This is a genomic window from Sphingopyxis sp. MG, assembly GCF_002953155.1.
In the GTDB taxonomy this organism is placed as follows: Bacteria; Pseudomonadota; Alphaproteobacteria; order Sphingomonadales; family Sphingomonadaceae; genus Sphingopyxis; species Sphingopyxis granuli.
The window spans coordinates 2,719,455-2,739,184 of sequence record NZ_CP026381.1 but is presented as its reverse complement, the minus strand read 5'-3'; the positions used below and the strand labels follow the sequence as shown (position 1 = coordinate 2,739,184).

Annotated in this window: 19 protein-coding genes; 16 read left to right on the top strand and 3 right to left on the bottom strand. The window is 67.7% G+C overall.

Annotation, left to right across the window (positions count from 1 at the left end; translation table 11 throughout):
• Positions 1-163: 163 nt before the first annotated feature.
• Together C3E99_RS12625 and C3E99_RS12620 are read right to left on the bottom strand one after the other, a co-directional pair.
• Positions 164-610 (bottom strand): VOC family protein, encoded by a 447-nt coding sequence (locus C3E99_RS12625; RefSeq protein ID WP_067112222.1) that lies wholly within the window; start codon positions 608-610, stop codon positions 164-166.
• A 28-nt stretch (positions 611-638) separates the two neighbouring features.
• Positions 639-1,442, bottom strand: a complete 804-nt coding sequence (locus C3E99_RS12620; protein WP_076076787.1) for an aspartate dehydrogenase — start codon at positions 1,440-1,442, stop codon at positions 639-641.
• Positions 1,443-1,775: 333 nt separating this feature from the next.
• On the opposite strand from C3E99_RS12620, the gene C3E99_RS12615 reads away from it, so the two are divergent.
• The 13 genes from C3E99_RS12615 (at position 1,776) to ahpF (ending at position 13,430) form a co-directional block, all read left to right on the top strand.
• The gene (locus C3E99_RS12615) at positions 1,776-2,603 is read left to right on the top strand and encodes a sulfite exporter TauE/SafE family protein (protein ID WP_067112228.1); all 828 of its coding nucleotides are present in this window, start codon (positions 1,776-1,778) and stop codon (positions 2,601-2,603) included.
• A 129-nt stretch (positions 2,604-2,732) separates the two neighbouring features.
• Entirely contained in the window at positions 2,733-3,647 is a 915-nt protein-coding gene (locus tag C3E99_RS12610) for a fumarylacetoacetate hydrolase family protein (RefSeq protein WP_076076785.1), read from the top strand.
• Entirely contained in the window at positions 3,644-4,696 is a 1,053-nt protein-coding gene (locus tag C3E99_RS12605) for an ABC transporter substrate-binding protein (protein WP_076076782.1), read from the top strand. Before C3E99_RS12610 ends, C3E99_RS12605 begins: the two co-directional genes overlap by 4 nt.
• Entirely contained in the window at positions 4,693-5,250 is a 558-nt protein-coding gene (locus C3E99_RS12600; RefSeq protein WP_076076779.1) for a VOC family protein, read from the top strand. Before C3E99_RS12605 ends, C3E99_RS12600 begins: the two co-directional genes overlap by 4 nt.
• Entirely contained in the window at positions 5,247-6,002 is a 756-nt protein-coding gene (locus C3E99_RS12595; RefSeq protein ID WP_076076777.1) for an ABC transporter permease, read from the top strand. Before C3E99_RS12600 ends, C3E99_RS12595 begins: the two co-directional genes overlap by 4 nt.
• Positions 5,999-6,748, top strand: a complete 750-nt coding sequence (locus C3E99_RS12590) for an ABC transporter ATP-binding protein (protein ID WP_234002467.1) — start codon at positions 5,999-6,001, stop codon at positions 6,746-6,748. Before C3E99_RS12595 ends, C3E99_RS12590 begins: the two co-directional genes overlap by 4 nt.
• Positions 6,748-7,575, top strand: coding sequence for an alpha/beta fold hydrolase (locus C3E99_RS12585; protein ID WP_076076774.1), 828 nt, complete (start codon positions 6,748-6,750; stop codon positions 7,573-7,575). The genes C3E99_RS12590 and C3E99_RS12585 overlap by 1 nt, the downstream gene beginning before the upstream one ends.
• Positions 7,572-9,044: a 2-hydroxymuconic semialdehyde dehydrogenase gene (locus tag C3E99_RS12580; RefSeq protein ID WP_076076771.1), complete on the top strand. Its 1,473-nt coding sequence runs from the start codon at positions 7,572-7,574 to the stop codon at positions 9,042-9,044. The genes C3E99_RS12585 and C3E99_RS12580 overlap by 4 nt, the downstream gene beginning before the upstream one ends.
• Before the next feature lie 9 nt (positions 9,045-9,053).
• Positions 9,054-9,833, top strand: a complete 780-nt coding sequence (locus C3E99_RS12575; RefSeq protein ID WP_083675151.1) for a 2-keto-4-pentenoate hydratase — start codon at positions 9,054-9,056, stop codon at positions 9,831-9,833.
• Positions 9,830-10,276 carry a RidA family protein gene (locus C3E99_RS12570; RefSeq protein ID WP_067185885.1) on the top strand — a complete coding sequence of 149 codons (447 nt, stop codon included), beginning with the start codon at positions 9,830-9,832 and terminating at the stop codon, positions 10,274-10,276. The genes C3E99_RS12575 and C3E99_RS12570 overlap by 4 nt, the downstream gene beginning before the upstream one ends.
• Before the next feature lie 5 nt (positions 10,277-10,281).
• Entirely contained in the window at positions 10,282-10,824 is a 543-nt protein-coding gene (locus C3E99_RS12565; RefSeq protein ID WP_076076770.1) for a 3-hydroxyanthranilate 3,4-dioxygenase, read from the top strand.
• Positions 10,825-11,147: 323 nt separating this feature from the next.
• Positions 11,148-11,711, top strand: coding sequence for an alkyl hydroperoxide reductase subunit C (ahpC, locus tag C3E99_RS12560; RefSeq protein WP_076076768.1), 564 nt, complete (start codon positions 11,148-11,150; stop codon positions 11,709-11,711).
• Positions 11,712-11,846: 135 nt separating this feature from the next.
• The gene (ahpF, locus tag C3E99_RS12555; protein ID WP_076076767.1) at positions 11,847-13,430 is read left to right on the top strand and encodes an alkyl hydroperoxide reductase subunit F; all 1,584 of its coding nucleotides are present in this window, start codon (positions 11,847-11,849) and stop codon (positions 13,428-13,430) included.
• 81 nt (positions 13,431-13,511) lie between these two features.
• Here ahpF and glpD read toward each other — a convergent pair whose 3' ends face one another.
• Positions 13,512-15,038 carry a glycerol-3-phosphate dehydrogenase gene (gene glpD / locus C3E99_RS12550; protein ID WP_076076765.1) on the bottom strand — a complete coding sequence of 509 codons (1,527 nt, stop codon included), beginning with the start codon at positions 15,036-15,038 and terminating at the stop codon, positions 13,512-13,514.
• 412 nt (positions 15,039-15,450) lie between these two features.
• On the opposite strand from glpD, the gene zwf reads away from it, so the two are divergent.
• The 3 genes from zwf (at position 15,451) to eda (ending at position 19,629) form a co-directional block, all read left to right on the top strand.
• On the top strand, positions 15,451-16,866 hold the full coding sequence (gene zwf, locus C3E99_RS12545; RefSeq protein WP_234002677.1) for a glucose-6-phosphate dehydrogenase: 1,416 nt from the start codon (positions 15,451-15,453) through the stop codon (positions 16,864-16,866).
• Between the two features lie 195 nt (positions 16,867-17,061).
• Positions 17,062-18,903, top strand: coding sequence for a phosphogluconate dehydratase (gene edd, locus C3E99_RS12540; protein ID WP_104960371.1), 1,842 nt, complete (start codon positions 17,062-17,064; stop codon positions 18,901-18,903).
• Between the two features lie 105 nt (positions 18,904-19,008).
• Positions 19,009-19,629: a bifunctional 4-hydroxy-2-oxoglutarate aldolase/2-dehydro-3-deoxy-phosphogluconate aldolase gene (gene eda / locus C3E99_RS12535; protein WP_104959848.1), complete on the top strand. Its 621-nt coding sequence runs from the start codon at positions 19,009-19,011 to the stop codon at positions 19,627-19,629.
• Positions 19,630-19,730: the final 101 nt, after the last annotated feature.

Here is a 19,730-nt window from a genome sequence, read left to right as displayed (position 1 = left end):
CGCTGCCCACCCCCAACCCCTCCCGCCTGCGGGAGGGGAGATGGACGGCAGCTTCCGGTCGAAACCGGCCGCTCGCGCACCGATTTTCCGAGCATGTTCGGCGCACGCAAAAGGGGCCGCCGGAGCATGGCTCCGGCGGCCTTCGCATTTCAGGGCAAGGACGTCACGCCGCGGGCGGAACACCCTTGTAGCTGTCGGTGCCGACCCAGCCGCGTTCGGACACGTCGACCATCACGCTTTCGGGGCCGGTCATCTTGTATTCGGCATTGTCCTTGGCGGGATTCTTGCCGAGGCCCTGCGCCAGGTTGACGTCGTGGCGCGGGGCATAGCCCGAATTCTCGAACCGCGCGACGACGTCGTTGATGTCGTCGCACTGGAAACCGATGTGATGCAGCCCGGTATAGCCTTCGGGGAACTCCATCCCCGCGGCGGGGCGGTTCTTGAAGCAGAGCAGCGCGATGTTGATATGGCCGTCGGTCACATAATAGCCGCGCGCGTTGCGGCTATCGACCTTGCCGGCGACGGTCCAGCCGAGGACGTCGGTGAAGAAGCCGACCGCATGATCGGGGTCGGCGGAAGCGATCGCCACATGGCGCAGGCGGGTGGTCATGTCTCGGGCCTTTCTGTTGGCAAGGAAATCAGGTGCCGATGCGGATCGGTGCGACGAGGTCGTTCAGCGCCGCGACGATGCTCTGCGCGGTGATGCGGCCGGTGCCGGGATTCTCGTCGGTCGGGATATTCTCGATTCCCAACTCCAGCCGCGCGCTGTCCGAATCGACGACGATGCGGTGCGTGTTGCGTTCGAGCGCGGGATCGGCCCAGATTTCGAGCCGGGTGCGTTCGGGGCCGACGCCCGCCATGCCGAGCGCGGCTGCGACGTTGACGTTGGCGGGAAAGGCGATCGCGCCCTCGCGCGCGCTGCCCTCGAAGATCTTGAGCGGTTCGGTGATCGCGGTGAGGTCGATCCTGTTGCGCACGACATGCTCGGCCTTGATCAGCGACTTGACCGGCTTGCGCGTTACCATCGTGACCGAGTGGATCGTGCCGACCGCCGCCGCGCGCACCGCGTCGAGCCCGAGCAGCGCGCCGGTCGCCAGGATCAGCCGCCCGCCGTGCGCGCGCGCGACGTCGGCGGCCTCGGGCCATTGCATCAGCGCCGCGCCGCTGACCGTGACCAGCGTCTTGCCGGCGCGCAGCGTGGTTTCGGCGATCTCGCGGAAGGCCGCGGTCGGGGCGCTGTCGATGACGACGTCGGACAGCGCGACCAGTTCGTGCGTGTCGACGATGGGAACCGGCGTCTTCAGCTGCGCCATCGCCGCTTCGGCGCGGCTGCGGTCGCCCGCCGAAACCGCCGCCAGTTTCAGCGGCAATTCGCTTGCTTCGATATGGCGCGCGACCACGCGGCCGATGGTGCCGAATCCGGCGATGCCGATGCTTTTCATGCCTGCCGCGCTAGGGCGGCGCTGCTATATAGGATAATATCCTTTGGCCGCCTTGATATCCTGAAAAGGATATAGAGCCCTGTGCTCTAACTATGCGCCATCTCAATCCGTTCGTGTCGAGCGAAGTCGAGACACCCATCGACCAAGCGCTATCCCGATGGATGTCTCGACTTCGCTCGACACGAACATGACGGGCGGGCGTGGATAAAGGCTTGATATTCTCGGCTTGCGTTTCACCGGCTATCTATTTTCGGTTATAGAAAAACTCATTTTCCATCTTTGACTGCATATCCCGGACCCCGCACAAGCATCGCCGATCTTTGGGGAGGACCGATGCACGCGCTTTTGAATCCGGAATTGCTGACGCTGGCGGCGATGATGCTGCTGACCGGGGCGGTCGGCGGCGTGATCGCGGGCATGCTGGGCGTCGGCGGCGGCATCGTTATCGTGCCGGTACTCGACCTCGTGCTCGCCGCGCTCGGCGTCGATCCGTCGGTGCGGATGCATGTCACGGTTGCGACCTCGCTGGCGACGATCATCCCGACCGCCATTTCCTCGTCGCGCGCGCACGAGGCGAAGGGCGCGGTCGATCATGTCCAGCTTCGCCGCTGGGGCATCGCTATCTTCCTCGGCGCGATCGCGGGGGTCGTCCTCGCCTCGCGCGTGTCGGGCGACGTGCTGTCGGCGGTGTTTGGCATCGTCGCGCTGCTCGTCGCGATCAAGATGCTGTTGCCTCTCGAAGGCCGGCACATCGCCGACGCGATGCCGGGCGGCGTCGGCGGCCAGCTCATCCCCTTCGGAATCGGCGGCGTGTCGAGCATGATGGGGATCGGCGGCGGCACGCTCAGCGTGCCAGTGATGACGCTGTTTGCCATCCCGATCCACCGCGCGGTCGGCACTGCCGCACTGTTCGGCCTGATGATCAGCGTGCCCGCGACCGTCGCCTTCGTCATTGCCGGCTGGAACGTCCCCGGCCTGCCGCCGGGCAGCCTCGGCTACGTCAACCTGATCGGGCTTGCGATCATCGGCCCGGCGACCTTTGTCACCGCGCCGCTGGGTGCGCGCATCGCGCACGCGCTGTCGAAGCGGCAGCTCAGCATCCTGTTCGGCCTGTTCCTCACCGTCGTCGCGGTGCGGATGCTGCTCCGGGCCTTCGGCTGAGATGCGATGCGCGCTGCCCCTGTTCGCCCGCTCGGTCGCCGCGCGGCTCTTGCGCGGATTGGCGCCGGTCTCGCGCTCGTCCGCGCCGGTCCCGCGCTCGCCGGCGCTTTTGGAAAGAAAGAGAAACGCATGACCTGGTTCGCCCTTGCCACCCGCGCCGCCGCCGAAGGGCCGCGCCCGACGATCCAGGTCGGCGGCGCCTTTCACGACCTGCACGATGCCGCGGCGACGCATGGCTTCGCGGCCGTCGCGGGCGACGTCACCGCGATCGTCCGCGACTGGGAGGCGCGGCGTGAGGGGCTGTTCGCGCTCGCCCGCGCGCTCGAAGGCGCCACCGGCGGAATCGGCGCACCGACGCTCGCCGCCCCGTTCGAGCCGCGCCGCATCTTCGCCGCCGCGTCCAACTTCATCGAGCACGCCGAGGAGATGCAGACCAAGCTCGCCGCCAAGGCCGAGAGCGAACCCTATATCTTCCTCAAGACGATCGAAAGCGTCGTCGGTCCCGGCGATACCGTCACCGTGCCGCCGCAGGTGTCGCGCCCCGACTGGGAGGTCGAACTCGGCGTCGTTCTCGGCCGGTCGGGCAAGAATGTCCCAGTCGATGCCGCGCACGATCTGATCGCCGGCTATACGATCGTCAACGACGTGTCGGCGCGCGACCGGACGCGGCGCAGTGACTTTCCCTTTTCGCACGACTGGTTCCGCGGCAAGAGCTTCGACAGCTTCACGCCGCTTGGCCCGGTGTTCGTGCCGCGCGACTGCCTCGGCGATCCGCACGCCATCCGCCTTGGCCTCAAGGTCAATGGCGAGGCGATGCAGGACGGCAACACGTCCGAGATGATCTTCAACATCTACGAACAGATCGCCTATCTCTCGACGGTCCTCGAACTCAGGGCGGGCGACCTGATCGCCTCCGGCACCCCCGCCGGGGTCGGCATGGGGCGCGGCGTGTTCCTGAAGGACGGCGACGTGATGGACGCGTGGGTCGATGGGATCGGCGAACTGCGCAACCCCGTCTCCGCGCCGCATCTGCCGCGCGCATGACCGAAAGAGTTGCCTTCTCGCGCCGCGCGCTGATCGTGCCGCTGCTCGTCGTCGCGGGCATCGCGGCGCTGACCCTGTGGAGCGCGTTCGGCGGTATGGCGCCGCGCACAGCGCCGCAGGACGAGGGCGCGCGGCCGGTCCGCTTCAACATGGCGTGGCTGCCGCAGGGCAGCATGGCGGGCATCTTCGTCGCGATCGACAGGGGTTATTTCGCTGACGCGGGGCTGGACGTCGAGCCCGTCCGCGGGTTCGGCGGGATGCGGACCGCGAACGAACTCGATCAGGGCATGTTCGAATTCGCCTATCTCGACCCGCTGTCGGTTGCGCTGAGCCGTGCCAAGAGCGGCAGGGTGCGGATGATCGGCGGCATCAACATGCGGCTTCCCGCCGGCGCCTGCTTCGTGCGCGAGCGCCACCGCGTCGAACGGCCCGCCGACCTTGCCGGCCTGCGCTTCGGGGCGGGGCAGAGTTCGGCGATCCAGGCGCTGTTGCCCGCGTGGCTCCGCGACAATGGCGTCGATCCCGCCCGCGTCGAGCAAATCCAGCTCGACCCCGCGATCGTCGTCTCCTCGCTGGTCGAGGGGCGGATCGACGCCGCCGAATGCTGGCTCGGCAATTCGATGGCGCTGTTCGACAAGGCGGCGAAGGCGAAGGGTGTCACCGTCGGCCGCATCGCCTATGCCGATTTCGGGCTCGACGTCTACGGCAGCGGCTTCGCGGCGCACGATACGCTGATCGAAAAGGACCCTGAGCTGGTGCGCGCCTTCCTGAAGGCCGCCTATCGCGGCTATGCCGACGCGGCGCGCGACCCGAAAGCCGCGCTGGCGATCATCCGCAAATCCTATCCGCTGCTCGACGAGGCCGTCACCGAACGCCAGATCCGCGAGACCGCCGAACTGATGGCGGCCGAGGGTGGCTCGCACCGCCTTCGCCCCGAAAAGATCGAGCGCACTGTCGCCACTCTGCAGGCGAGCGGCCAGCTTCGGGATTTCGACCAGAGCGCGCAGCTCTTCACCAATGCTTTCGTGCCCATGGGGAAACAGCCATGACCGATCCCGCTTTCTATCGCCCGCGCCCGACGCGGCTCGGCCATCTCGTGCTCAAGGTGCGCGACATCGACCGCAGCCTTGCCTTTTACACCGAAGTCGTCGGGCTGGAGGTGTCCGACTGGATTGACCACAACATGGTCTTTCTGCGCGCGGGCACCGATCATCACGATCTCGCGCTGCTCCAGCTTCCGCCCGGCCATACCGGCATCCCGGACGGTCATTATCCGGCGGTCGAGCATTTCTCCTATCGCCTCGAAACGATCGCGGAGATGGAGGCGGTCGCGGCGATGCTGGTCGCGCGTGGCATCCCGATCGACCGCGGCATCGGCAAGCACGGGCCGGGGGCGAACAGCTTCCTCGTCTTCCGCGATCCCGACGGCAACAATGTCGAATTCTATACCGACATGACGCAGATCGACGCCGACCATCCCCATACGGCGTCGGTGTGGAACGGGAAGGACCTGGAGACCTTCGACCGCTGGCACCTCGACCGCTTTCTGGTGCCGCCCCCGGCGCGCATTCAGGCGCTGCTCGACAAGGACGACGGCGCATGACGCGCGCGCCGTTCGGCCGCGATGCCGCGATCAGCGCGGGCTTCTTCCTCGCGCTGGGGCTGGCGTGGGAGTTCGGCGTGCGCTGGTCGGGGGTCGCCTCCTACCTGCTGCCGCCGCCGAGCGCGATCCTGGGCGAACTGTGGGATTCGCGCGGGCCGATCCTGGCGCAGAGCCTCGTCACGCTGACCGAGGTGTTCTGGGGCTTCCTCATCGCGGTGGCGCTGGGCGTGCCGATCGCGGCGCTGATTCATTTCTCGCGCACCGCGAAGCGCACCGTCTATCCGCTGTTCGTCGCGCTCCAGTCGATCCCGAAGATCGGCCTCGCGCCGCTGATCGTCGTCTGGTTCGGCTATGGGCTGGCGTCGAAGCTGATGATGGCGTTCCTCTTCGCCTTCTTCCCGATCATCATTGCGACATTGGGCGGGCTCGCCAGCACGCCCGCGCATCTGGAGGAGCATTTCCGGGCGCTGCGTGCGACGCCGATGCAGGGCTTCTGGCGGCTGCGCGTCCCCGCGGCGCTGCCGAGCTTCCTCGACGGGTGCAAGGTCGCGATGCCGCTCGCGGTGATCGGCGCCGTCGTGGGCGAGTTCGTCGGGTCGAACGACGGGCTCGGCAACCTGATCCTCACTGCCTCGGGCTCCGGCCACACGACGCTGACCTTCGCGGCGCTGATCGCCGTCACGGTGCTGTCGCTGCTTCTCTTCTACGGCGTCGCCTATTGGGAACGCTTCATCTGGTGGCGGGCGGCATGAGCGCGGTGATTTCCCTCTCGGGCGCGGGCAAGCTGTTCGGCGGTCGCCGTGTTCTCGAAAACGTCAGCGCGGAGATCGGCGCGTCGGAGTTCGTCTCGATCCTTGGCCCCTCGGGTTGCGGCAAGAGCACGCTACTGCGGCTGATCGCAGGCCTCGTTCCCTTCGAGGAAGGACATATCCGCTTCAACGGCGCGGATGTCACGGCACCGTCGGCGGATATGGGCTTCGTGTTCCAGACGTCGAACCTGCTGCCGTGGCTCAATGTCCGCGACAATCTGCTGCTCGGCGTCGACCTCGACCCGGCGGCGAAGCGTCCCGACGCGGCGGCGCTGGCCGATCTGGTCGAGACGCTGGGCCTGACGGGGTTCGAAGACAGCCATCCGCATCAGTTATCGGGTGGGATGCGCCACCGCGTCGCGATCGGCCAGGCGCTCGCGCGCGGGCCGCAGGTGCTGCTGATGGACGAACCCTTCGGCGCGCTCGACGCCTTGACCCGCGACCGGCTCAACATGGAACTGCTGCGCATCTGGCAGCGCGACCGCAAGACGGTGGTGCTGGTCACGCACAGCATAGCGGAGGCCGTGCTGCTGTCCGATCGCGTGCTGGTGATGTCGGAACGGCCGGGGACTATCGTCGAGGATGTCCGCATCGACCTGCCGCGCCCGCGCGACCCCAGCGTCACGCGCGAGAACCCGGCGTTCGGCGACTATGTCGTGCGGCTCAGCAAATTGATGGGAGTAGCGTGATGGACAGCGGAGTGCTGGCGACTGCGGGCGCCGAACTCTATTGGCAGGCGCAGGGCGAAGGACCGGCCGTCGTGCTGGCGCACGGCATCGGCGGCAATCACGCGATCTGGTATCGGCAACTCGACGCGCTGTCGCGCTCGAACCGCGTCATCGCCTTCGACCATCGCGGCTTCGGCCTGTCGCGCGATATCGACGGGCGCGGGCGCGATGCCTTTGTCGATGACCTGACCGCGCTGCTCGACCATCTGGGCGAAACCCGGGTCGCGCTCGTCGGCCAGTCGATGGGGGCGGGGACCTGCATCGGCTTCGCGCACCGCGCGCCCGAACGCGTCGCGGCGCTGGCGGTCTGCGACAGCCTGCACGGCATCGAAGAGAGTGCCGGGGTCAAGGCGCTCATGGACGCCGCGCGCGCGAAGACCGCCGCTATGGACCAGATCGAGCGCGTGCTGGGCGCGAGCGCGCCGCGCGAACTGGCGGTGCTCTATCGCCAGATCGCGAGCTTCAACGCCGTCGACCGCCACAGCCTGACCGGCAAGTTTGCGGCCCGGCCCGCCGCCGATCTGGGCGGCAAAGGCTTTCCCGTGCTGTTCCTGTGCGGTTTCGACGACATCCTCTTTCCCGTCGAGGCGATGCGGCTGGTGCAGGCCGATGTGCCTGGCTCCTTCCTCGTCGAGATCAACGACGCCGGCCATTCGGCTTTCCTCGAACAGCCGGTGCAGTTCAACGACACGATATTGTCGCTGCTCCAGATGGCGGGCCATGTCGGCCAGTCCGGCCCCGCGCACAGCAACGCCGCCGGTTATGTGCCGGTAGGAGGCGCGGCATGAGCGCCTATCCCTTCGCCGACCGGCCGGTCCTGAACTATGTCGACGGCGCCTTCGTCGAGGGTGACGGCTGGTTCGACAATGTGAATCCCGTGGACGGCAGCGTCGCGGGCCGCGTGTCGCTCGCCAGCCGCGACCTCGTGGGCCGCGCCGTTGCCGCGGGCCGCGCAGCGCTCAAGGGGCCGTGGGGCAGGATGTCGCAGGCCGAGCGCTGCAAGCTGCTCATCCGCATCGCCGAAGGGATCGAGGCGCGCTTCGACGAGTTCGCGGCGGCCGAGATCGCCGACACCGGCAAGTCGCTGCATCAGGCGCGGACGATCGACATTCCGCGCGGTGCCGCCAATTTCCGTGCCTTCGCCGCGCTCGCCGAAGCACGCGCGATGCCGAGTTTCCGCACCGACCTGCCCGACGGGCGCAGCGCGATCAACTATGCGATCGCGCGCCCGCTCGGCGTCGTCGCGATCGTCTCGCCGTGGAACCTGCCGCTGCTGCTGATGACGTGGAAGGTCGCGCCCGCCCTCGCCTGCGGCAATGTCGTCGTCGTCAAGCCGAGCGAGGAGACCCCCTCGACCGCAACCCTGCTCGCTGAGGTGATGGACGCGGCGGGCGTGCCGCCGGGGGTGTTCAACCTCGTCCACGGCTTCGGCGCCGACTCGACGGGCGAGTGGCTGACCGCCAATCCCGCCATCGACGCGATCACCTTCACCGGCGAATCGGCGACGGGCGGTGCGATCATGCGCGTCGCGGCGGCGGGCGTGAAGCCGGTCTCCTTCGAACTGGGCGGCAAGAACGCCGCGCTGGTCTTCGCCGACTGCGATTTCGACGAGGCCGTCGCGGGGGCGGTGCGGTCGGTCTTTTCCAACTGCGGGCAGGTGTGCCTGTGCACCGAGCGCATTTATGTCGAGCGCCCGATCTTTGACCGCTTCGTGAAAGCGCTGGCGGAACGCGCGGAAGCTTTGACCGTCGGCGATCCGTGGTCGGGCGCCGACATGGGGCCGCTGATCTCGCACGGCCACCGCGAAAAGGTGCTCTCCTATTATGCGCTCGCGCGTGAGGAAGGCGCGATGGTGGTGACCGGCGGCGGCGTGCCCGACCTCGACGGCGCGCTTGCGGGCGGCGCCTTCGTTCAGCCGACGATCCTCACCGGTCTCGGGCAGGAGGCGCGCTGCGTGCGCGAGGAGATTTTCGGCCCCGTCTGCCACATCGCGCCGTTCGACAGCGAGGAGGAAGCCGTCGAACTCGCCAACGATACCGACTATGGCCTTGCCGCCGCGATCTGGACGCGCGACGTGGGCCGCGCGCACCGCGTCGCGGCGCAGATGGAAACGGGCATCGTCTGGGTCAACGAATGGTTCCTGCGCGACCTGCGCACGCCGTTCGGCGGCATGAAGCTGTCGGGTATCGGGCGCGAGGGCGGCGAGCACTCGCTGAACTTCTATTCCGAGCCGACCAACATCTGCGTGAAACTGTAAGGGACCGAAATGGTGGACATCAGTGCAATCGCCGCGAGGCTCGACGCCGCCGCGCAAAGGGCGGAAGCGATCCCGCAGATCACGGGCGAGACGGGCGAACTGCCGCTCGCCGACGCCTATGCCATCCAGCGCGCCGCGATCGACCATCGGCTGGCGCGCGGGGCGACGCTCGTCGGCATGAAGATGGGATTCACCAGCGAGGCGAAGATGGCGCAGATGGGCCTCAAGGACCAGATTTGGGGCCGGCTCACCTCCGACATGGTCGTCGTGAACGGCGGCGCGATCGATCGCGCGCGCTTCATCCACCCTCGCGTCGAGCCCGAGGTGGCGGTGCGCCTGAAGGCGCCGCTGGCGGGCGAGGTGACGCGCGAAGAGGCGCTCGCGGCGGTCGATGCGGTCGCGGCGGCGCTCGAGATCATCGACAGCCGTTACGAGAATTTCCGCTTCGCGCTGGGCGATGTGGTCGCGGACAATGCGTCGTCGTCGGCCTTCGTGGTCGGCCCGTGGCTCGCCGCCGACACCGACGTTTCGGACGTTGCAATGGAGATGCGTGTCGACGGCGAAATTGCCGAGACGGGAACCAGCGCCGCGATCCTTGGCGACCCGATCCGCTCGCTGGTCGCGGCGGCGCGGCTTGCGGGCGCGGCGGGCCTCACGCTTCAGCCCGGCTGGACCGTGATGCTCGGCGGCGCGACGGCGGCGGCGGCGATCGGCGAGGCGCGCACCGTGTCGCTCGACGCCGGGCATCTCGGCCGCGTCGGCTTCACCATCGAAGGAGGCGCGGCATGAGCGGCAGCGCCCAAAATGGAGGGGGCAGGGTGATCCCCGGCAAGGCGCGCCCGCGCGGCCGCTTTCCGCATTATCGCCGCGCGGGCGATTTCGTCTTCGTCTCGGGCACCAGTTCGCGCCGCGCCGACAACAGCTTCGCCGGCGCTTCGGCCGATGAATATGGCACCGTCAGCCTCGATATCGCCGAACAGACGCGCGCGGTGATCGAGAATATCGGCGCGATCCTCGCCGACGCGGGCGGCTCGCTCGCCGACGTCGTCGACGTGACGAGCTTCCTCGTCAACATGAACGACTTCGGCGGCTACAATGCTGTCTACGCTGAATATTTCGACGAAGCGGGCCCCGCGCGCACCACCGTCGCGGTCCACCAGCTTCCCCACCCGCATCTGCTGATCGAGATCAAGGCGACCGCCTTCATCCCGCGCGCTTCGACACAAGGATGACGCCCATGCTGACCTATGGCCTGCCCTTCAACTTCCAACAGTGGATCGAGGATCATCGTGACGTGCTGAAACCCCCGGTCGGCAACGCGCAGATCTGGGAGGATGCCGACTTCATCGTCACCGTGGTCGGTGGTCCGAACCAGCGCACCGACTATCATGTCGATCCGCTCGAGGAGTTCTTCTACCAGCTCGAAGGCGACATGAACCTGCGCCTGTGGACCGAGGACGGCCCGAAGGACATGCCGATCCGCGAGGGCGACATCTTCCTGCTCCCCGCCTATGTTCCGCACTCGCCGCAGCGCCCCGTCGCGGGCAGCGTCGGTCTCGTCATCGAACGCAAGCGCCCCGACGGCCTGCTCGACGCCTTCCAATGGTATTGCGACGATTGCGGCCACATCGTCCACCGGGTCGAGGTTCAGCTCCAGAGCATCGTGCGCGACCTGCCGCCGCTGTTCGAGGCTTTCTATGCCAGCGAGGAACTGCGCACCTGCGGCCATTGCGGCACGGTCCATCCGGGCAGGCACGCGCCGGCAGCGGACGCCGGCTGAGCCGATCCTCAAATCCATCCACCGGGGAGGACGACCGGTAAGATTCCATACTCCAGGATTCCGAATGACTTGGATTGGCCCACTTCGTCATTGCGAGCGGAGCGAAGCAATCTAGGGCGGTCTACGCTACTCTGGATTACCGCGCGGCTTCGCCGCTCGCAATGACGATTCCAGCCAGTATCGCCACGCGCTAACCGCCTTTTTGAAAAAGCAAGCGGCTATTGATCGATAAACTCGATCAGCGTCGGGGGGAATTCCAATTTCCGTTCGCGCGCGCCGGGCGCTAGACAGGGGCCTTCCGAACAACCCAGCAGGAGGCTCTCATGTCCGTTCTCAATACCACGCTCAAGCCCTTCAAGGCCACCGCCTACAAGGATGGCAAGTTTGTCGACATCAGCGACGAGGATGTGAAGGGCAAGTGGGCGGTCTTCTTCTTCTATCCGGCCGACTTCACTTTCGTCTGCCCGACCGAACTCGAGGACCTTGCCGACATCTACCCGACCCTCCAGCAGATGGGTGTCGAGGTCTATTCGGTGTCGACCGACACGCATTTCTGCCACAAGGCGTGGCATGACACCTCGCCGGCGATCGGCAAGATCAATTATTATATGGTCGGCGACCAGAACCACAGCATCTCGAACAACTTCGAGGTTCTGCGCCAGGGCGTCGGCCTCGCCGATCGCGGCACCTTCGTCCTCGATCCGCAGGGCGAAATCCAGCTCCTCGAAATCACTCCCGAGGGCGTGGGCCGCAACGCCGCCGAACTGCTGCGCAAGATCAAGGCGCTGCAATATTGGGTCAGCCACCCCGGCGAAGTCTGCCCGGCGAAGTGGGAAGAGGGCGAGGCCACGCTGGCTCCCTCGCTCGACCTCGTCGGCAAGATCTAAGCCCAAAACAACGCCGTGTGTCCCCGCGGAAGCGGCGACCCGGAGCGTCTGGCCGCAATGCTGGCATGGCTTTGCTCCGGGCTCCCGCTTTCGTGGGAGCACATGGATGTTTTTCAGATTACAGGAACTCTCTCCATGCTCGATGCATCGCTCAAGCAGCAGCTTCAGGCCTATATGGCCAACATCCGCGAACCGATCGAACTGCTCTCGTCGCTCGACGACGGCCCGAAGTCGGCCGAGCTGGCGGGCCTGCTCGACGAGATCGCGTCGCTGTCGGACAAGGTCAGCGTGGCGCGCACCGACGATGACGCGCGCCGTCCGAGCTTCCTGATCCGCCGCGTCGGCGCGCCCGATGTGGCGGTGCGTTTCGCCGGCATCCCGCTCGGCCATGAATTCACCTCGCTTGTCCTTGCGCTGCTGCAGGTCGGCGGCCATCCGTCCAAGGCCGCGCCCGAACTGCTCGACCAGGTCCGCGGGCTCGACGGCGACTATCATTTCGAAACCTATTTCTCGCTGTCGTGCCAGAACTGTCCCGACATCGTGCAGGCGCTCAACCTGATGAGCGTCCTCAACCCGCGCATCACGCACACCGCGATCGACGGCGCGCTGTTCCAGGGCGAGGTCGAGGCACGCCAGGTGATGGCGGTGCCGACGATCTTCCTGAACGGCGAGACCTTCGGCCAGGGCCGCATGGAACTGGAACAGATTCTCGCAAAGCTCGACAGCGGCGCCGAGGCGAAGGCCGCTGAGAGGATCGCCGCAAAAGACCCGTTCGACGTCCTAGTCATCGGCGGCGGCCCCGCGGGCGCCGCGGCGGCCATCTACGCCGCGCGCAAGGGCATCCGCACCGGCATCGCCGCCGAACGCTTCGGCGGACAGGTGCTCGACACGATGGCGATCGAGAATTTCATCTCGGTCACGCACACCGAGGGGCCGAAGCTCGCCGCGCAACTGGAACAGCACGTCAAGGAATATGACGTCGACATCATGAACCTCCAGCGCGCCGAGGAACTGATCCCGGCGAAGCGCGAGGGCGGGCTGCATGAGGTGCGGCTGGCGAACGGCGCGTCGCTGAAGGCGCGCACCGTGATCCTGTCGACCGGCGCGCGCTGGCGCCAGATGGGCGTGCCCGGCGAGGACGAGTATCGCAACAAGGGCGTCGCCTATTGCCCGCATTGCGACGGGCCGCTCTACAAGGGCAAGCGCGTCGCGGTGATCGGCGGCGGCAATTCGGGGGTCGAGGCGGCGATCGACCTCGCCGGGATCGTCGCGCATGTGACGCTGATCGAGTTCGACGCCGAACTGCGCGCCGACGCCGTGCTCCAGCGCAAGCTCGCGAGCCTGCCCAACGTGCGGATCATCACCTCGGCCCTGACCACCGAGGTGCTCGGCGATGGCGGCAAGGTGACGGGCCTGTCGTACAAGGACCGCAACAAGGACACGCTGCACCAGGTCGAACTGGAGGGCATCTTCGTCCAGATCGGCCTTGTCCCCAACACCGAATGGCTGTCGGGCGCGATCAGCCTGTCGCGGCGCGGCGAGATCGAGGTCGACCATCGCGGCGAGACGAGCCAGCCTGGCATCTTCGCGGCGGGCGACTGCACCACCGTGCCCTACAAGCAGATCGTCATCGCCATGGGCGAAGGGTCGAAGGCGGCGCTGTCGGCGTTCGACTACATGATCCGCCTGCCCGCCGAAGCGGAGGTCGAGGTCGCCTGATACGACGCGGAGGCGGCTCGTCTCCCTGTAGGCACTCTTCGTCATTGCGAGCTGCAAAGCCGCTCGCAATGACGAAACGAGTCAATCCACAAGCATCGAAGCTGCGCCGCGCCTCGCATCGAGCCACGCCGCGAGGCGGATCACTTCGTCCTCGCTGAACAACAGCCCCAGCTTGCTGCGCCGCCACAGGATGTCGGGGGGGGATTGGGCCCACTCTTTTGCGCACATCCACTCACATTCGGCCGCCGACAGGCCGTGGGCGATTTCGCCGCCCAGCGCGTCCCAGTCGCCCGCGTCGCCCAGCCAGCGGCGCGCGTCGGTGCCGTAGGCGCGGGTGATGCGCTCGACCGTCGCGGCGGGCAGGAAGGGGTGCGCGAGCTTATATTCCGCGGCCAGCGCCGCCGCGCCGTCGGTCGCGAAATCGCCGCCGGGCAGCGGCGCCGTGCCGGTCCAGCGCCGGCCCGACAGCGCCCCGACATGCGCGGCGAGTTCGTCGACCGCATGTTCGGCGACATGGCGATAGCTGGTGATCTTGCCGCCATAGATGGTGAGCAAAGGCGCGCCCTCGTCGCAATCGAGGTCGATACGATAACCGCGCGTCGCCGCCTCGGGGCGGCCCGATCCGTCCTCGACCAGCGGCCGCACCCCCGAATAGGTCCAAACGACGTCGGCGGGGGTGATCGCGGTGCGAAAATAGAGGTTCGCGCCCTCGCACAGATAGGCGACCTCCTCGGCGCTCGCATGGACGTCGGCCAGCGACCCGTCATGGTCCTGGTCGGTGGTGCCGATCAGCGTGAAATCGCGCTCATAGGGAATGGCGAAGAAGATGCGCCCGTCGGGAAGCTGGAAGAAATAGGCATAGGGATGGTCGAACAGCTTCGGCACGACGATATGCGACCCGCGCACCAGCCGCATCCGGTAATCGGGCGGGGCCGAGGCGCGGTGCAGCACGTCGAGCACCGCCGGCCCGGCAGCGTTGACCAGACTGCGCCCGGTGAAGCGATAGGCGCGCCCGCCTTCGCCCGTCGCCTCGACCACCCACAGGCCGTTCTCGACGCGCATCAGGTCGGCGTGCATCCGCGTGCGGACCCGCGCCCCCCGGTCGGTCGCGTCGCGCGCGTTGAGCAGCACCAGCCGCGCATCGTCGACCCAGCCGTCCGAATATTCGAAGCCATGCACATATTGCGGCTGGAGCGGCGCGCCCGCCGCGTGCCGTCGCAGGTCGACCGAGCGCGTCGCGGGAAGTTTCCGGCGCCCGCCGATATGGTCGTAGAGGAACAGGCCGAGCCGCAGCAGCCAGCGCGGGCGCAGCCCGTCGCGATAGGGCAGCACGAAGCGCAGCGGCCGGATGACGTGCGGCGCGATGCCCCACAATATCTCGCGTTCCTTCAGCGCCTCGCGTACCAGGCCGAATTCATAATGCTCCAAATAGCGCAGCCCGCCGTGGATCAGCTTGGTCGAGGCCGACGAGGTGCCCTGCGCAAGGTCCCCCGCCTCCAGCAGCAGCACCCGCGCGCCGCGCCCGGCCGCATCGCGCGCGACCCCGGCGCCGTTGATCCCGCCGCCGATCACGATGACATCATAGGGCGGCGGCACGGGGTCGGTCATGCATCGGGTCTTAGAGGGGATGGCGGCCGTGTTGAACCCTTTTCCACCCTCCTCTTCAGAGGTGGGCTTGGAACATGATCGGCTCGCTTGCAAAGCCGCGTGCTCCCGCGCAGGCGGGAGCCCAGAGCGGGGAGAGCCAAGGTCGGCGCCACATCGCTCCGGGTCCCCGCCTGCGCGGGGACACGGCGTGGTTATCCAAACAGGATCAATGCCTTAGAGTCTATCCCGTTAGCGTGCATCAAACCCCTTGCCCGAACAGGACGGACTCCAAGGGCTGGCCGACCTATGCTGCGTTGCATTCCCCGGACGCATCCGCCATTTGCGTGGGGGCACAGGATCAAGGGGATAGCGCGTGAACGTCAAGGTCGAGACATTGGTGCTGTTCGGCGCGACCGGCGACCTTGCCCACCGGATGCTTTTCCCCTCGCTCTACAACCTCCATGAGGACGGGCTGCTCGCCGATACGCTGACGATCGTCGGGTCGGGGCGCACGCGGCTGGACCGTGCCGCCTTCCACACCCAGGTGCGCGAGGCGCTGGCCGATCACCTGCCCGGGGATCGCCTCGACGCCGCGGCCCTCGACGGCTTTCTCGCGCGCATCGACTATTGCGCGGTCGATGCCGGCGCGGGCAGCGGCTACGACGATCTCGCCGCGCTGCTCGGCGAGCGGATGGCGCGGCCGATCGGCGTCTATCTGTCGACTCCGCCGTCGATGTTCGGCGCCATCGCGCAGGGACTCGCCGCCGCGGGCATCGCCTGCGCCGAATGCCGGATCGCGATGGAAAAGCCGATCGGCCATGACCTCGCCTCGTCGCGCGCGGTCAACGAACAGGTCGCCAGCGCCTTTGCCGAGGATCACGTCTTTCGCATCGACCATTATCTGGGCAAGGAAACGGTGCAGAACCTGCTCGCGCTGCGCTTCGCCAACATGCTGTTCGAGCCGCTGTGGAACGCGCAGGCGATCGACCATGTCCAGATCACCGTCGCGGAGACGGTCGGGCTCGAAGGCCGCGTTTCCTATTACGACGGCGTCGGCGCGCTACGCGACATGGTGCAGAACCATATGCTCCAGCTTCTCGCGATCATCGCGATGGAACCGCCCGCGAGCGTGTCGGCGACCGCGGTGCGCGACGAGAAGGTCAAGCTGCTCCGCTCGCTGCGCCGGATGAGCGCCGCCGACGTCAAGGCGCACAGCGTCAAGGGACAATATGCGAGCGGCGCAGTCGACGGCGTCGCGGTCAAGGGCTATGCCGACGAACTCGGCCATGCGTCGAACACCGAAACCTTCGTGGCGCTGAAAGCGTTCATCGACAATTGGCGGTGGAAGGGGGTGCCCTTCTATCTGCGCACCGGCAAGCGGATGCCGAAGCGCCAGTCGGAGGTGCTGATCCAGTTCAAGCCGGTGCCGCACAATATCTTCGCGCGGGTCGGTGCGGCCGGAAGGGGCGGCGATCTCGACGCGAACATGATGATCATCAACCTGCAGCCCGAGGAGAATATCCGCGTGACGGTGATGGCGAAGCAGCCCGGCCTCGACCGCGACGGCGTGAAGCTGAAGGAGGTGACGCTCGACGTGTCGCTTTCGCACAGCTTCGCCGGCGAACGACGGCGCATCGCCTATGAACGGCTGCTGCTCGACTTCATCGAGGGCGACCAGACGCTGTTCGTCCGCCGCGACGAGGTCGAGGCGCAGTGGGAATGGATCGACGCGATCCGTGACGCATGGGACGCCGTGGACCTCGCGCCGCAGGCCTACACCGCCGGAAGCTGGGGACCGTCGAGCGCGATCGCGTTGATCGAACGCGACGGGGCAAGCTGGCATGATTGAGCCGCATCCTTCCCTTCTCCCCTTGGGGGAGAAGGATACGAAGCCTTGTCGCGCAGCGACTAGGCGGAGTTGGATGAGGGTCTCCGCCGTTGCTTTTGTCGCCGCCGTTCACACCCTCACCCAGCTTCGACTAGGCAGCAAGCTGCCAAGCCTGCGCATCCCTCTCCCCCAAGGGGAGAGGGGATTGGAATGTTCATGACTGACCTCCACCCCGCCGTCGCCGCCGTCACCGACCGCATCGTCCGCCGCAGCGCCGAACGCCGCGCCGCCTATCTCGCGCTGATGCAGCGCCAGCGCGACGCGGGGACGAATCGCGGTGCGCTGTCGTGCAGCAACCTTGCGCACGGCTTCGCCGCGGCGGAGCAGGACAAGTCGGCGATCCGTGGCGGCGCGGCGATGAACATCGGCATCGTCAGCGCCTATAACGACATGCTGTCGGCGCATCAGCCCTATGGCCGCTATCCCGAACAGATCAAGGTGTTCGCGCGCGAGGCCGGCGCGACCGCGCAGGTCGCGGGCGGCGTTCCCGCGATGTGCGACGGGGTGACGCAGGGGCAGGCGGGGATGGAGCTGTCGCTGTTCAGCCGCGACGTCATCGCGCAGGGCACCGCGGTCGCGCTCAGCCACGCGATGTTCGAGGGCGCGCTGCTGCTCGGCATCTGCGACAAGATCGTCCCCGGCCTGCTGATCGGCGCGCTGCGCTTCGGCCATCTGCCGGTGATCCTCGTCCCCGCGGGACCGATGCCCTCGGGGCTCGCAAACCGGGAAAAGCAGCGCGTGCGCCAGCTCTATGCCGAGGGCAAGGCGAGCCGCGACGCGCTGCTGGAGGCGGAGGCCGCATCCTATCACGCCCCGGGCACCTGCACCTTCTACGGCACCGCGAACAGCAACCAGATGATGATGGAGATGATGGGACTGCACGTCCCCGCCGCCGCCTTCGTCCATCCGGGCACGAAGCTGCGACAGGCGCTGACGCGCGCCGCGACCCACCGGCTGACGCGGATCGGCTGGAACGGCGACGATTATCGTCCGCTGGCGCGCTGCGTCGACGAAAAGGCGATCGTCAACGCGATCGTCGGCCTGCTCGCGACCGGCGGTTCGACCAACCATGCGATCCACCTGCCCGCGATCGCGCGCGCCGCCGGCATCGTCATCGACTGGCAGGATTTCGACGAGCTGAGCCATGCGGTGCCGCTGCTCGCGCGCGTCTATCCGAACGGCGCGGGCGACGTGAACCATTTCCACGACGCGGGCGGGACCGGCTTCGTCGTCCGCGAACTGCTGGGCGCGGGCCTGCTGCACGGCGACGTGCTGACCGTCGGCGGCACGCTCGCCGATTATGCGTCGGAGCCCGTGCTGGCGGACGAGGAACTGCACTGGCAGGCCGCCCCGGCCGAGAGTCGCGACGACGCGATGCTGCGCCCGGTCGCGGCGCCCTTCTCGCCCGACGGGGGCATGCGCCTGCTCGCGGGCAACCTCGGCCGCGCGATCATCAAGACCAGCGCGGTGGCGGAGGATCGCTGGACGATCGAGGCGCCGTGCCGCATCTTCGACGATCAGGACCGGGTGCTCGCCGCGTTCAAGGCGGGCGAGCTCGACCGCGACGTCGTCGTCGTCGTGCGGTTCCAGGGGCCGCGCGCCAACGGCATGCCCGAACTGCACAAGCTGACCCCGGCGCTCGGCGTCCTGCAGGATCGGGGCCACCGCGTCGCGCTGCTCACCGACGGCCGCATGTCGGGGGCGAGCGGCAAGGTGCCCGCCGCGATCCATTTGTCGCCGGAGGCGCTGCCCGGCTTCGACGGGGTCAGCGGGCCGCTCGCCCGTCTGAAGGATGGCGACATCGTGCGTGTCTGCGCGGTGAAGGGTGAAGTGACGGCGCTGGTCGACGAAGCCGAATGGGCCTCGCGCCCCCCCGCCGTGCCGCCGCCGCCCGCGCTGGGTGTCGGGCGCGAACTGTTCGCGCTGTTCCGCCTCCACGCCGACGAAGCCGAAAGGGGTGGCTCGGCGATCCTGGCGGCGATGGAGACCGTCGTCTAAATTCCAAAACCCCGTTTGTCCTGAGCTTGTCGAAGGACCGCTCTTTTCTTTAACGGGTCCAGAAAGAACGGCCCTTCGACAAGCTCAGGGCGAACGGAGATTGAAATGACCGATCGCAGCATCGCGCAGATCATGCGGCTCGCCCCCGTCATCCCGGTGATCGTCATCGACCGGGTCGCGGACGCCGTGCCGCTGGCCGAGGCGCTCGTCGCCGGCGGCCTGCCGGCGCTCGAGGTGACGCTGCGCACCCCCGCGGCGCTCGACGCGCTCACCGCGATGAAGGCGGTGAAGGGCGCGGTCGTCGGCGCGGGCACCGTGCTCGACCCTGCGATGCTGGCCGGCGCGATCGGTGTCGGCGCCGAATTTATCGTCTCGCCCGGCCTCACCGAACCGCTCGGCCGGGCGGCGGTCGCGAGCGGCATTCCCTTCCTCCCCGGCGTGGCGAGTGCGGGCGATATCATGCGCGGGCTCGACCTCGGCCTGTCGCATTTCAAATTCTTCCCCGCCGCGACCAGCGGCGGCATCCCGGCGCTGAAGGCGCTCGCCGCGCCCTTCGGTATGGCGCGCTTCTGCCCGACCGGCGGCATCACCGCCGCGAGCGCGCCCGAATGGCTGGCGCTCGACCCGGTGCCGTGCGTCGGCGGCAGCTGGGTCGTGCCGCCGGGCCCGCTCGACCCCGCACGGGTCGAGGCGCTCGCGCGCGAAGCGGCGGCGCTCCGTCCCTGACCCTCGTCCCGGCTTTCGTCAGAGCGGCGAATCGGGCGCATTGATTAACCCCGTCTTTGCTGTCATCGTGCGACGAAAGGCGGCGCGACAGCCGCTGGTGG